The 14015-nt window shown below is 40.4% G+C and carries 16 protein-coding genes; 4 read left to right on the forward strand and 12 right to left on the reverse strand.

What is annotated here, in order from left to right:
* Positions 1-4 precede the first annotated feature (4 nt).
* From CWB65_RS01580 to hisG, 11 genes are all read right to left on the reverse strand, one after another.
* Positions 5-811: a glycosyltransferase family 25 protein gene (locus tag CWB65_RS01580; protein ID WP_138739706.1), complete on the reverse strand. Its 807-nt coding sequence runs from the start codon at positions 809-811 to the stop codon at positions 5-7.
* A gap of 63 nt (positions 812-874) precedes the next feature.
* On the reverse strand, positions 875-1060 hold the full coding sequence (locus tag CWB65_RS01585) for a DUF1289 domain-containing protein (protein ID WP_006793440.1): 186 nt from the start codon (positions 1058-1060) through the stop codon (positions 875-877).
* Between the two features lie 2 nt (positions 1061-1062).
* The gene (locus CWB65_RS01590) at positions 1063-1593 is read right to left on the reverse strand and encodes a hypothetical protein (protein ID WP_138739707.1); all 531 of its coding nucleotides are present in this window, start codon (positions 1591-1593) and stop codon (positions 1063-1065) included.
* 119 nt (positions 1594-1712) lie between these two features.
* Entirely contained in the window at positions 1713-2327 is a 615-nt protein-coding gene (hisIE, locus tag CWB65_RS01595) for a bifunctional phosphoribosyl-AMP cyclohydrolase/phosphoribosyl-ATP diphosphatase HisIE (RefSeq protein ID WP_138739708.1), read from the reverse strand.
* Entirely contained in the window at positions 2318-3097 is a 780-nt protein-coding gene (gene hisF, locus CWB65_RS01600; protein WP_006793443.1) for an imidazole glycerol phosphate synthase subunit HisF, read from the reverse strand. Before hisF ends, hisIE begins: the two co-directional genes overlap by 10 nt.
* Entirely contained in the window at positions 3079-3813 is a 735-nt protein-coding gene (locus CWB65_RS01605; protein WP_004586383.1) for a 1-(5-phosphoribosyl)-5-[(5-phosphoribosylamino)methylideneamino] imidazole-4-carboxamide isomerase, read from the reverse strand. The genes hisF and CWB65_RS01605 overlap by 19 nt, the downstream gene beginning before the upstream one ends.
* Before the next feature lie 33 nt (positions 3814-3846).
* The gene (gene hisH / locus CWB65_RS01610) at positions 3847-4437 is read right to left on the reverse strand and encodes an imidazole glycerol phosphate synthase subunit HisH (protein ID WP_138739709.1); all 591 of its coding nucleotides are present in this window, start codon (positions 4435-4437) and stop codon (positions 3847-3849) included.
* Positions 4434-5495 carry a bifunctional histidinol-phosphatase/imidazoleglycerol-phosphate dehydratase HisB gene (gene hisB / locus CWB65_RS01615; protein WP_006793446.1) on the reverse strand — a complete coding sequence of 354 codons (1062 nt, stop codon included), beginning with the start codon at positions 5493-5495 and terminating at the stop codon, positions 4434-4436. Before hisB ends, hisH begins: the two co-directional genes overlap by 4 nt.
* Entirely contained in the window at positions 5492-6601 is a 1110-nt protein-coding gene (gene hisC / locus CWB65_RS01620; RefSeq protein WP_138739710.1) for a histidinol-phosphate transaminase, read from the reverse strand. Before hisC ends, hisB begins: the two co-directional genes overlap by 4 nt.
* On the reverse strand, positions 6591-7892 hold the full coding sequence (gene hisD / locus CWB65_RS01625; RefSeq protein ID WP_138739711.1) for a histidinol dehydrogenase: 1302 nt from the start codon (positions 7890-7892) through the stop codon (positions 6591-6593). Before hisD ends, hisC begins: the two co-directional genes overlap by 11 nt.
* A gap of 5 nt (positions 7893-7897) precedes the next feature.
* On the reverse strand, positions 7898-8797 hold the full coding sequence (gene hisG, locus CWB65_RS01630; RefSeq protein WP_004586378.1) for an ATP phosphoribosyltransferase: 900 nt from the start codon (positions 8795-8797) through the stop codon (positions 7898-7900).
* Positions 8798-9204: 407 nt separating this feature from the next.
* On the opposite strand from hisG, the gene CWB65_RS01635 reads away from it, so the two are divergent.
* Positions 9205-9453, forward strand: coding sequence for a hypothetical protein (locus CWB65_RS01635; protein ID WP_010556203.1), 249 nt, complete (start codon positions 9205-9207; stop codon positions 9451-9453).
* Positions 9454-9475: 22 nt separating this feature from the next.
* On the opposite strand, the gene CWB65_RS01640 is transcribed toward CWB65_RS01635, so the two are convergent.
* A complete protein-coding gene (locus CWB65_RS01640; RefSeq protein WP_138739712.1) occupies positions 9476-10426 on the reverse strand; it encodes a GlxA family transcriptional regulator in 951 nt (316 codons plus the stop codon).
* 195 nt (positions 10427-10621) lie between these two features.
* On the opposite strand from CWB65_RS01640, the gene CWB65_RS01645 reads away from it, so the two are divergent.
* The 3 genes from CWB65_RS01645 to tsaB all read left to right on the forward strand — a co-directional run bounded on the left by CWB65_RS01645 (position 10622) and on the right by tsaB (position 14002).
* Complete coding sequence (locus CWB65_RS01645; RefSeq protein WP_138739713.1) at positions 10622-11245, forward strand: transglutaminase-like domain-containing protein; 624 nt, start codon at positions 10622-10624, stop codon at positions 11243-11245.
* Between the two features lie 129 nt (positions 11246-11374).
* Positions 11375-13291: a DNA repair helicase YoaA gene (yoaA, locus tag CWB65_RS01650; RefSeq protein WP_010556200.1), complete on the forward strand. Its 1917-nt coding sequence runs from the start codon at positions 11375-11377 to the stop codon at positions 13289-13291.
* Between the two features lie 9 nt (positions 13292-13300).
* Positions 13301-14002: a tRNA (adenosine(37)-N6)-threonylcarbamoyltransferase complex dimerization subunit type 1 TsaB gene (tsaB, locus tag CWB65_RS01655; RefSeq protein WP_138739714.1), complete on the forward strand. Its 702-nt coding sequence runs from the start codon at positions 13301-13303 to the stop codon at positions 14000-14002.
* The last annotated feature ends 13 nt before the right edge of the window (positions 14003-14015 follow it).

A 14015-nucleotide genomic window follows, 5' to 3' on the forward strand; every position in this document is an offset into this window, starting at 1 on the left:
ACAATTAAGGACCTTGCGTGAGTAAAGAAGGTGCTTTTGTAGCGCCTTTTTTATTAGGTTTAATTTGCTTGGTTTGTTTTATAAATGCATTTGTATAAAGTTTATTTAAAACGCCGCTGTGTAATTGTTGAAACTTACGTTTAAAAAAAGCTTTTTTAACCTTGGTTTTAGTAGTGCAGCTTGCAATATCGCTCTGTATGTCTGTATTTTGCGAAACAGGGTATGGCATAAGCGAAAAACCATTTACGTGGGTTTCCCAAATATGTTGTAAGTCGCAATCTACAGGGCGGCCAGATTGGGCTGTGGCTTTAAGTAATTGCTTAGCCCCTTCATAGCTTATTGCTGTAGCGCAGCAGCCAGTCATTAGCTTTTTATGTATGACTAATCGCTGGTGGTTATTTAGGTTTTGCTGATAGGCAATAGGGTGAGTGCGGTTTTCATAGGCTGCGAGTTTAATAAGTTGCCAGGGCTGGTTTAACTGCTCAATATTTTTAATCGCATTATGAATGCTGTCATCAATATAAAAATCATCCTCTAGCACAATCGCGTATTTTAATTTCTCATCAACTATTTTTTGCCATGCTTTACGGTGGCTTAAATAGCAGCCAATTTGGCCATTGCTTAGCGGATAGTGATACTGTTGTTTATTCAATTGCGGGCTGTAATGTAGGTACTTTTGTAGTGTACTCAATTGTGCGCCATCTACGGCATCAATACGTTCAAATGGCAAGCTAACACGTGCCAGTTGCGTTTGAGTATTTGCGAGTCGCTGCGTTGAGCGCGCTAAGTTTATTACAAATAATGCTGCCATGATGTTCACCCCCTAGCGTTTTAAGCAATACTAAAGAGGGGCTGTTACACGCAAGTGGCAAATTTATGGATTTTTTAAGTCAGCTCGCGGCTGTGCTAAAATGGCGTTTTTTTCTTCTTGAGAGAGAATGATCCAATCAAATATTTCTTCATTAGTTCGACCGCACCCAGTGCAATAACCGCTGCGACGTTCACATATGCCTAAACAGTCGCTTTTTAATTTAGATGTGTTTTTATTCGTTTTTCGCATTATTAAAATCCTAACGGTGGAGCAATTTCAAAGCGAGTAGAAAACCCATTACCTTCTTGATTTGTAGACAGTGTAATAACCGGATTTTTAGTATCAAGTACAAAGGTGCTGTAAATTGAACTGGCTGTTTCTTTTTGGCTTTCAAGCCAACCTGTTTTTGATAGGCATTGGCGTAACTGTTCAGCAAGTGTTTGATGCGAATTTACTGCATGCGTTTGCGCTTTAACAGGTGTTTGGCATTGGTAACTTACTTGCTCAGACTTATTTAAAGTAATTGTACAGGCAGATCCAATGATATGAGTATTAGTGTGCCATTGGTTTGAAAACGGGTTATTCACTTTATCTGCTTTGATTGAATTAAAACCAAACTCATAACCATTTATTAGGTTATTTACGCTGCTACATTCATCGGATGTGACTGTGGTTTTTACAGACTGATTCGTTGTAGTAGCTTTGGCTGTAGTCTGATTAGTTTTGCTTGTACAGCCCGCTAAAATAAACACGATAATAAGAAGGATAATATAGTTTTTCATAGTTCACAGTAACCGATAAATTGAGCCATGCACTATAACACACATCATTTATTCAACTAAAAGGGAAAATAAAAAGGCCCATAAAATATGAGCCTCTTTTTAATTTACTTTAGGAGGCGCTATTTATGGCGACCTTGTAGGCATTTTACAACGTCTTCTAGGGCTAAGCCTTGGCGTTGTAGCAATACAGTAAGGTGATAAATTAAATCAGCCGATTCATTAGTAAGCTCATCGTTATCGTGCTTCATTGCGGCAAGCGCTACTTCTACGCCTTCTTCGCCCACTTTTTGACAGCTACGGCTTAAGTCTTTAGCAAATAATGAAGCGGTGTAGCTTTTTGCTGGGTCGTCGTTTTTACGCTCAACAATCACATCTTCTAATTGCGCTAAAAAGCTCAGGCTAGGTTTAGCGTCATCACCAAAGCAGCTTTGTGTGCCTAAGTGACATGTTGGGCCTTCTGGATTAGCCAGTACTAAAATTGAGTCGTAGTCACAATCGGTATGCACCGATACTACGTTTAAGTAGTTTTCTGATGACTCACCTTTGGTCCATAAACGTGACTTTGAACGCGAGTAAAAGGTTACTTTGTTACTTTCAAGCGTCGACTTTAGTGCTTCGCTGTTCATAAAGCCTTGCATTAAAATAACACCAGAGCGAGCATCTTGAACAATCGCAGGGATCATTTCGCTTTTAGCAAAATCTACTTGAGTTTGGTTTTGTTGTGTTACTTGCATAGTCTTGCTGCCACTTGGTTATCGGTTAAAAATTGTTTTAATTCGCCAATGTTAATCACATTTTTGTGAAAAACGCTTGCTGCTAATGCGCCATCGACTTCGCTTTGTTTAAATACATCAACAAAATCTTGCATACTGCCTGCACCGCCAGATGCGATTAAAGGAATATTACATAATGCGCGCATTTTACTTAGCTGCTCATTGTCGTAACCGTTACGTACGCCATCTTGGTTCATACAGTTTAAAACAATTTCGCCTGCGCCTAAGTCTTGTACGCGTTTAACCCATTCCTCGGTTTTGTAACGTGTACGGCTTGATGCATTAGGATCGCCGGTTAATTGATACACTAAATACTCGCCGGTCACTTCATCGTAAAAGCTATCAATACCTACAACAACACATTGCTTACCAAATTCATCGTGTAGCTCTTTTATAAGCTCAGGGCGGGCAATAGCAGGGCTGTTAATACTTATTTTGTCAGCGCCACGCTCTAGTACACGTGCTGCATCGGCTACCGATTTAATACCGCCAGCCACACAAAATGGAATATCGATGTGGCGGGCAATGCTCTCTACCCAATTTACATCAAGTAGGCGTTTTTCAACACTTGCGCTGATTTCATAAAAAACCAGTTCATCGGCGCCGGCATCGCTGTATGCTTTTGCCATTGTTAAAATATCGCCCACTATTTCGTGGCCTTTAAATTTAACGCCTTTTACTACTTGGCCGTCTTTTACATCTAAACACGGGATTATGCGTTTTGATAACATGCCAACGCCTCCTCAACACTAAATGCGCCATCAAGTAGTGACTTACCTAAAATAACGCCACCTACGCCCAGCTCTTTAAGCTTTTTAATGTCATCAAGTGAACTTACGCCACCCGAAGCCTGCACTTTAATGCTGCTGTTATGGCGGGTTAAATCTTCGTAAAGCTCAAACGATGGGCCAGTCATGGTGCCATCTTTACTGATGTCCGTACATAAAAAGTCAATAACGCCCAAGCTTACATAAAAATCTACAAGCTCAAGTAAACCAAACTCAGATTCACTTAACCAACCATGGGTAGCAGGTGCCCAGCCCGTGGCTGTTTTATTTACATCAAGGGCAATAACAAAGTGCTCGGCGCCAAATTGTTCAATCCAGGCTTTTACTTGCTCGCGTTTTTCTACCGCCATAGAACCAATAACAACTTGGTTAGCGCCGGCTTTTAGCCAATCGCTTACATCTTGCTCTGAGCGAATACCGCCGCCCACTTGGTACGGTACGTTAAGCGCTTTAGTTGCAGCTTGTATATGTTGCCACTGTTTTTTACTTGGATCGCGTGCGCCTTCTAAATCTACAAGGTGCAATTTACCTGCGCCGCTATCGGCGTATTCTTTTAAACGTGCGCCAAGCTCAAAAGGGTAAAACTGAGCGGTGTCGTACTTACCTTGGTACAAACGAACAATTTGATTTTGTAATACGTCTAATGCTGGAATAATCACAAATAATCTCTTTATTGTTGGTTAATGGGCCGTTTATAACTGCCAATCAACAAAATTTTGTAATAAACGTGTGCCTACTTTTGCACTGCGCTCTGGGTGAAACTGCATGCCAGCGTAGTTGTCTTTTGCAACAATGGCTGAAAAGGTTTGGCCGTATTCGCCGCTTACAAGTGTTGCATCGTTTACGGTGTGCGCAAAGCTATGTACAAAGTACACTTGCACGTCTTGTGTTAAGCCTTTTGTGAGTGCATGCTCTTTATTTACGCTTAAGTTATTCCAACCCATATGCGGCGATGTTAAATTACCAACATCAAGGGCTTTTACTTGGCCTGGTATTTTACCTAAGCATTGTACGTTACCTTCTTCGGTGCTTTCGCACAGTAACTGCATACCTAAGCAAATACCCATAAGTGGGCGCTGGTATTCGTTTATAGCTTGTTGCCAGCCGTTATCTACAAGGCGTTTCATGGCAACAGATGCATGTCCAACGCCTGGTAATATAGCACGCTCAAAGCCGGCTAATTGCTCTGGCGAGGTAATGACCGTTGGCGTTTGACCTAAGCGTTCAAACGCAAAACGAACTGAATTTATATTGGCACACCCGGTATTAATTATAGCAATCATAAACATCCCTTAGAGCTGGCTGTTTGTTGGGTCGTGTCTTGTGCTACTGCCATACGAAGGGCACGTGAAAACGCTTTAAATAAGCCTTCTACTTGGTGATGACAGTTACCGTCGCTTACCGATAAAATAAGGCTAATAGCGGCATTATCGCTTAAGCTTTTAAAAAAGTGCTCAACCATTTGCACGTCTAAATCGCCTGCTTTTTCGCGGCTAAAATTAGCGTTTAATACAAATGAAGCGCGGCCCGATAAATCAATCTGTGCCTCTGCTTTACATTCATCCATTGGTAGTGCAAAACCATAGCGCGCTATTTGCGATTTAGTGCCAAGCGCCTGTTTAAGTGCAACACCTAGGGCAATACCAATATCTTCAACAAGGTGGTGCTCGTCTATGTGTAAATCGCCTTTCGCTTTAATGTTTAAACCAATGTTGGCGTGCGTGCGAATTTGATCAAGCATATGATCAAAAAAGCCAAGGCCTGTTTCGATACTACCGTTTTTAGTTTGATCTAGGTTTATGGCTACATCAATTTGGGTTTCTTTGGTGTTACGCGTAACACGGCCTTCGCGGTTAGCCGTTGTAAGCTTTGTAACAATGGCAGGCCAGCTGCCATCATACAAAATGCCTTCACAACATAAATTTTGAGCAAGGCCAATATCGGTTTGGCGATCGCCAATGACATATGAACGTGCTAAATCAACTTTGCCAGAGCGCATAAGTTCAGTTAATAAACCTGTTTTAGGTTTACGGCAATCACAGTTTTGCTCGTCAAAGTGTGGACAAATTAATACCTCGTCAAAGCTAATGCCTTGGCTTTGCATTATGTCCATCATTTTATCTTGGGCTATGTCAAAGTCAGCAGTCGGGAAGCTGTCTGTGCCTAAGCCATCTTGATTCGATACCATCACTAAACGGTACCCTGCGGCTTGTAACTGTAATAAAGCCGGGATAACACCAGGTAAAAACGCTAATTTTTCTAGGCTGTCTACCTGTTTGTCGGTGATTGGCTCTTCAATTATGGTGCCGTCACGGTCAATAAATAAATAGGGGTTACTCATGATACTTCTTGTCCTGATAAAAGAGGTGAGGTTGCTGGCTTATCAAGGCCATCTAACCAAATTTTTACTTGTTCGAGCTCTTGTTCACTACCAATTGAAATTCGTAGCCAATCGTCTTCACCGTATAGGGTAAACGCGCGCATCACTAAGCCTTGTTCAAGTGCTACTTTAAAGTAGTTTTTGTCGGCTAATTTTAAGGTAACAAAGTTACCTTCACCAGTGAGAGTTTTTAATGCAGCGGGGGAGGAGTTTAACCACTGTACAAGTTTAGCTTTTAAGCTATTTAAAATAGTCACTTGGCGGCGCATTGATGTAATTGCATCAGGTGCAATTGCTTGCGCAGCAATACTTGCCACTACGCCAGATACCGGATACGGCGCAATCACTTTACGAATAGGTGCAAGTACACTTTTTTGTGCAAGTGTAAAACCGGTTCTTAGCCCTGCAAGCGCAAACGCTTTAGATAAAGTGCGCAGTACCACTACATTACTATATTCGTTAATCAGCGCTGTAGCACTTTGCTCAGGGCAAAACTCAATATAGGCTTCATCAACAATAACTAAGGCTTTACCGGCAAGCGCTGTTGCCAGTGCTTTTACTTTTTCAAGGGGGGTTAAGCTACCAGTTGGGTTATTTGGGTTACAAATAAACACCAGTTTTGAGCTGCCCACAGCCTCAACTATTTCATCAACACTGCCATCAAGTAATAGCGCTTGGGTTAAGCCATTGATTGCAACGTTATGCGTATCAGCGGTTACTTTGTACATACCGTAGGTTGGCAAAAATAACGCAATGCTGTCTTTTGCAGGTTCGCAGTAGGTACGTACTAAAAGCTCAATGCCTTCATCGGCGCCGCGAGTCATTAATACGTTTTCGCTTTCAAGCTCTGCATACGCAGCGTAGCGGTCAATAACCAATTGCGGCTGTGGATCTGGGTAGCGATTTAAATCTTCAATACTCAGCTCAATATTTTTAGCATACGGGCTTTCGTTAGCATTTAGCCACGTAGTACCGGTTAGCTTTTCACTTTTTGCAGAGCTGTATGCAGCAAGGGCTGCAATATTTTGTGGTAATAAGCTAGACGCTTGTGCGCTCTCATTGCTCATTTTTAATTGCCTCTAAACGAATTGAAACCGCATTAGCGTGGGCATCAAGGCCTTCTGCATCTGCAAGTGGTAAAATAGCTTTTGACAGCTGTGTGAGGCCACTTTTACTTATAGTTTGTACTGTGTAAGTGCGGAAAAAATCAAGCAAGTTTAAGCTTGAGTAGGTTGCACTGTAACCGTAGGTAGGTAACACGTGGTTAGTACCCGATGCGTAATCGCCCGCTGATTCTGGCGTGTAGTCGCCAACAAATACCGAGCCTGCATTTTTTACTTTATCTAAGTAAGGTGTTGAATCTGCTAATTGCAAAATTAAGTGCTCAGGGCCATATTGCGCTGATACGTCAAATGCTTGCTCAACAGAGTCCACTAAAATAAGTGATGAATTAGCCAAAGCTTGCTCGGCTGTATCTTTGCGGCTTAATTTAGCAAGCTGGCGTGTAAGTGCCTGCTGCGTTTGCTCAATGATACTTTCGCTGTTACATAATAAAATAACTTGCGAGTCTGCGCCGTGCTCAGCTTGCGAGAGTAAATCTGCCGCTATAAATTCTGGGTTTGCACGCTCATCTGCTATTACTAACACCTCAGACGGGCCTGCTGGCATATCGATTGCCATACCAGGAATTGTTTGTGCAACAAGCTGTTTGGCCATCGTTACAAAGCTATTACCTGGGCCAAAAATTTTGTTCACTTTAGGCACTGATTCAGTGCCGTAGGCCATTGCAGCTATAGCACCTGCGCCACCGCTTTCAATTAAAGTTGTAATGCCACATAACTTAGCTGCATATAATATCGCAGGGTTAATGCTTTCATCACCTTGCACAGGGGTTGCAAGTACGACGGTTTTAGCACCACTTAATTGTGCAAGTACACCTTGCATAATAACCGATGATGGCAGTGGAGCACTGCCACCAGGTACATAAATACCCACAGCTTCGATGGCCTGATATTTCAGTTCACATTCAACGCCAGTTTGGGTTGATAACTTAATATCTTTAGGCAATTGCGCCTCGTGAAAACGTTTCACGTTTGCATAAGCGGTGTCAATTGCGTATTTAAGCTCTGCGCTTAGTGCCTGCTCTGATGCGTTTATTTCATCAAGCGGTACACGTAAACGAGGGTTAGCTCTATTATCAAACTTTTTAGCCATATCAAGTAAGGCTTTATCGCCTTGCTCTTTCACATCGCTCATAATTGTTTGGCATATTGCTTCAACCTTTGCGCTGGCAGAAACCGCAGGGCGCATTAGCGCCGCTGCTTGTACTTGTGAAGATTCCTCATTCCAACGAAGCATGGTACTTACTCCATCATTTTTTCAATTGGCATTACTAAAATAGAGTTAGCGCCTAGGGCTTTAAGCTGCTCCATTGTTTCCCAAAATAATGTTTCGCTGCTTACCATGTGAAGCGCTACGTACTCTTCATTACCAGCAAGTGCAAGTAGAGTAGGTTGACCTGAGCCTGGTAAAATTTCGCAAATTTCATCAAGTTTAGTTTTTGGCGCGTGTAGCATAATGTATTTGCTTTCTTTAGCTTGTTTAACACCGCGAAGGCGTGGCATAAGCTTATTGATTAGCGCTAGTTTGTCTTCATCTTGCAGGTCTTTATTTTGAATTAAACATGCGTTTGATTCTAAAATTGTATCACCTTGAATCAAGCCGTTCGCTTCTAGCGTTGCACCGGTTGAAACTAAATCACAAATTGCATCAGAAAGACCTGCACGTGGGGCTACTTCTACTGAGCCTGTAAGCATTACAGTGCTTGCATTAATGCCTTCGCGCTTTAACCACTGCGTTAATATTTCTGGGTAGGTTGTTGCAATACGTTTGCCTTCAAACCAGCTTTTATCACGTGGGCCAAGCTCTTGTGGCCATGCAAGTGCAAGGCGGCAGTAACCAAAATCTAGTTTTGCTAGTTTGCTAACTTCGCTTGGTACACCTTGGCGTTCACGTTCGGCTTGTACTTCTACTAGTACGTTTTCGCCAACAATACCTAAATCACAAACACCGTCCATTACTAAGCCCGGAATATCGTCATCGCGCACACGAAGTACGTCAATTGGCATATTGGTTGAGTGTGCAATTAAGCGTTGCTCACGTAGGTTTAATTTTACACCTAGTTGCTTTAGTAAATCTTGACAATCTTTAGACAGGCGACCGCCTTTTTGGATGGCGATACGTAGACGATTTGTGTTACTCATTATTCATTTTCCTTTAATTTAAAAACTAAAAACCCCGAGGGGAACCTCAGGGCGAAAATGAATCAATGTGTTTTGAATCGCCAGAGGTTCCTTTTAGGAATAACCTCTCAGCGAAAGACCTGACAGGTTATTCCGGTGAATGGTGGTGATGATGTACTGTTGTCAGGTTTAAGCGCATTTTATTTCCTTTGTGCTGCTCGTTACTAATGCAACGCTCAACAAATATCTGTTTTAATAAATTTCGGGATTATAAAAACATATTATGCATCACTATGGCAAGTGTTTTTTAAGCTTAATTAAAGCATATCTTATAACTGCCGATACTATAGATGTAACTGAATTAGTTTGTATTATATCAGCTGGTTGATTTTTGCTCATAACTAGGCTTTGGCTTTAAGGATTTATAAATGGATATAATGATCCCTTATTTGGGTAGAATAACGCGGCTGTCGCTTGAATCTAAAGGTGCATTCCATATTGCAGGTGTGCAAAGTAGCGCTGCGAGTGAAAAAGTGGAACTTGAAAACAAAAAAAAGAGAGAATTACAGAAAAAGAAAAAACTAAACGGTTTAAGTGACGAGACTCAACCACCAACCCATAAAAAAAGCGTTAATAAAGATGACGATGGTATTGAGCATTTAGACACATGGGCATAAATGCTCATAAAATTAAAACTTATTATTCATTTTTACGCCACTTTGCGGGTGTTAGCCCTGTGTTTTTTTTAAATAAGCGGGTGAAGAAGCTGCTGTTTTCGTAGCCTACGTTAATTGATATTTCGTTTACGGTTTTATCTGTAGACAGTAACAGTTTTTTGGCTTTGTCTATTCTCACTTCTTGCAGGTACCTATTTATTGATATACCGGTTGCTTGCGTAAATCGCCTCTTTAAATTGCGCTCACTAAAATTAAAGTATTTTGCTAACTCAACGATTGTGATTACGCTGCTTGAGTGATTATAAATCCAGTCTTGCACTTCACTAATTTTTTCGTCTCTGTGGCTACTATATTTTGGTAATGCAAAATTTAACTTACCAGAGTCAGAAATAAGTAAATGTGTGGCACATTGCTGGGAAAAGCGATCGCCTTTGTCTTTTGCAACTATTTCTAGTAGTACACTTATTCCCGCCTCAAAAGAGCCCGTTGTATAGATACTTCCCATTTTTAAATACGATTTATGATTAATAAACTGGCAATCGGGAAATAGTTTACTCAATGGTTTAACCAAACTCCAATGAGTTGCAATGGCTGTTTTATTTAACTCGCCTGTGGCGGCTAAAAAATAAGAACCAGTGCTTAAGCTGAGAATAGACGTACTACTATTGATTTTAGGTATTAACCATTCAATTATTAATATACTGCTAGAGGGCATACTCTTTAATTTAGAGCCCTCAATTGGTGGAATAATCACTAAATCATACGGTTTGTCAGAAAGCGAATTATCGGCAACAACAATTGAATTACTTGAGCTTGTTATAGGTGCACCGTCTGTCGTAACTATTTCTACGTTATAACTTTGAGGTAATGAATAATGCGAGTCGAGTAACGAAACAATGGTAAAAAAGTCTTTAGCTAATAATACGCTGACTGCCCAGCATCCCTCGTAGGCAATAATTGCTATATTTTTCATAATTTCATTTGGCCCAATCGGACTGTTAAAAGTACCCGTGAAGACATATTATTTTAATCTTTGTAAAAGTAACATTAAAACCTACTTTAAATAGTGGTTATTTTTTAAGTGATTGTTTTAAAATTATTTTGTTTCATATTAAATGCATTTTAAATATTTTAATTTATAAAAATCAGAGTCACAAAGGGGAATGGTTTGCAGCAGTATATACAAAATGATGCTTATTTTAATCAAAAGCACAGTGAAATAAATAACTGGTTGAAAAATGTTAAAGGCCATGACGATCGCACTAAGGCCGTTTCAATTTATTATCTTGTAAGAGATGGAATTAAATATGATCCTTTTACACTTTTAGATGGGGCAAAGTCACTTAGTAGTGATTATTGCTTAGACAATAAAGCAGCATACTGTATTCCAAAGGCATCATTACAAATTGCATTGAGCCGAGCTATTAATATTCCTGCCCGCTTGGGTTTGGCAGATGTTCGTAATCATTTAAGTACACCTAAGTTAGACAAGTTACTAAAAAATGATGTGTTTACAATGCACGCTTATGTAGAGCAGTTTATTGAGGGAAAGTGGGTGAAATCGACACCTGCCTTTAATAAAGAGCTATGTGACCTCGTTAGTATAAAGCCATTAGAATTTGATGGAGTAAACCACTCTTTATTTCATCAATTTACTGCTGACGGCGAAAAGCATATGGAGTATTTAAAAGATCATGGTCAATTTGCGGCAATGCCAACGGCCCTCATTAACAAAAATTGTGATCACTATTACCCGCATTTAGCTCTCGATTTTTCAAATGTTGGTAAGTAAATATTTTATATGTATTGCTCCTTTTGCAGTCTTTATTACTTAATTTTAATTTTTTATATTTTGTTAGGAGGGGGATTTGCTTGCCCTTGGTTACAGCCTTACGTAAAATCGCGCTATTGTTTTTAAAATGTGATTGCTGTTATCAAACAATTGTTTAGTGCAACCGGCCCCTTAGCGTTATCTTTTGATGGCTACACTCCACGTCAACCGCAAATTGATATGGCCGTTGCAGTTGCCCAAGCGTTAAAAAACAGTTCCCAACTCGTTGTTGAGGCCGGCACAGGTACGGGCAAAACGTTCGCTTACTTGGCACCCGCGCTTAAATCTAAGGGTAGAACAATTATTTCTACTGGCTCTAAAGCATTGCAAGAGCAACTGTATCATCGTGATTTACCACAATTAGTAAAGGCACTCAGTGCTACAAAAAAAACGGCCTTACTAAAAGGTCGCGCTAATTACTTATGTACTTACAGGCTAAATCAACATGTTGCGCATGTGCCTACAGACGATCCCGATGTTATGCATCAACTTGCCATGGTTGCTAAATTTGCAAGTGAAACACAATCAGGCGATTTAGCTGATTGTATTGGTATAGAAGATGACGCCAAAGTTTTACCTTATGTGAACTCCACTGCAGATAATTGTTTAGGTAAAGAGTGTCCAGACTTTCAAGAGTGTTACATACGAAAAGCGCGTTTAACTGCTGCTGAAGCTGACGTTGTTGTTATTAATCATCACTTATTTTTTGCAGATATGGCTGTTAAAGAAAGTGGCTTTGCTGAATTGATGCCCACAGCCGACGCTTATATTTTTGATGAAGCTCACCAACTAAGCGAAATTGCCAGCGACTATTTTGGTGAAAGTGTAAGTACTAAAAAGCTGGTGGATTTAATTAACGATTTACGCGCGATATACCGAGCTGAAATTCCTGATATGTTACAACTTGGTAAAAGCTTAAATAAATTAGAGACCAGTGTAGCTGATTTACGCTTGCAGTTTGGTGTCGATGGCAGTAGAGGTGATTGGCGAGAAAAGCTTAGCGATAAGCAAATATGTGCAGCACTGCATCGTGTCATTAGCGATTTGGACTTTGTTTATCAAGTACTAAAACTATGCTTAGACAGAAGCGATAAAATAGAACACCCGTTTGAACGGGCTTTAGCATTTAAAGGTCAATTAGAGCGGGTTTTTGATACAGCACAAACTGGTTTTAGTTACTGGTATGAGACAACACGGCGCTTTTTAACTATAAATATTACGCCGTTAAATGTATCGGCAAAATTTTCACAAATGATGCAAGACACCGGTGCTGCATTTGTGTTTACCTCTGCAACGCTCTCGGTTGATAATAAGCTTGACCACTTTAATGCAAGCTTAGGGCTAAAACCAGCACAAAGCATGATGGTTGACAGTCCGTTTGATTACCCAAACCAAGCATTATTGTGTTTGCCAAGATACTTGCCAGAATCGCATGCTGATAATATGCCTCATGCTATTGTAAAATTAACCCTTGAGCTTATAAAATCAGCGCAAGGGCGCTGTTTTGTGCTTTTTACAAGTTACCGTATGATGCATTTAGTTGCAGAGGGGCTCACAACGCAAATAGACTACCCCGTTTATATGCAAGGGCAAATGTCTAAGCGGATTATTTTAGAAAAATTTACCCGCCATGGTAATGCAGTTCTACTCGGTACGGCATCATTTTGGGAAGGGGTAGATGTGAGAGGCAGTACATTAAGCTGTGTTATTATAGATAAATTGCCTTTTGCAGCGCCAGACGACCCCTTGCTGCAAGCTAAAATGCAGGATTGTCAAATGCAGGGAAAAGACCCATTTGCACATATCCAATTACCACAAGCAGTTATTGCCTTAAAGCAAGGTGTAGGGCGATTAATTCGCGATAGCAAAGATAAAGGCGTGCTTGTTATATGTGATAATAGATTAGTAACACGCCAATATGGTCAAGTGTTCTTAAAAAGCTTACCTGCAATGCGTCGTACGCGAAGCTTAGAAGTCGCTAATACATTTTTACAACAAATTAATTAGAGTAATAAAATGATCAAAAGTAATATTCTTGCCCTTGATGCTTCAACAGAAGCACTATCACTTGTTTTACATTATAAGGGAGAGACATTTCATCATTTTGAAGAGTGCCCTCAGCAGCATAGTCAAAAAATTCTACCTTTGATTGATGAGTTATTGGCCAAAGCAAATTGTAAATTAAAAGAACTGGATGTTATTGGTTTTGGCCAAGGGCCCGGTAGTTTTACAGGCGTAAGAATTAGTGTTGCTATAGCTCAAGGGTTAGCGTACTCAACTAATTTACCATTGGTAGGTGTTTCTACATTGGCTGTTATGGCGCAACAAGCATACGAGCAAAACAACAGCTCGCTTGTTTTTCCAAGTATAGATGCGCGTATGGGTGAAATTTACTTTGCACAATACCAAGAAAATAATGGTTTAATGGTATTAGTTAATAACGAGTGTGTTATTAAACCTGAACTTTTAACTAATGAGTATATAACGAGTAACGAAGCATCAGTTGCAGTAGGCACAGGTTTTAAAACGTACCCTGATGCATTAGCAAACTTTGAAAACATCACTATTAATACAGACATAACATTACCAGATGCACGTTTTATGCTTGCCTTTGTTGATGCCGCATTTATTGCAGGCCAGGGCGTTCAAGCAAGTGATGCCCAACCAAAGTACGTTCGTGATACCGTAACATGGAAAAAGTTACCAGGGCGCGAATAAAACAGTACCGCGT

The organism is Pseudoalteromonas sp. S554 (assembly GCF_005930865.1).
Lineage (GTDB): Bacteria > Pseudomonadota > Gammaproteobacteria > Enterobacterales > Alteromonadaceae > Pseudoalteromonas > Pseudoalteromonas marina.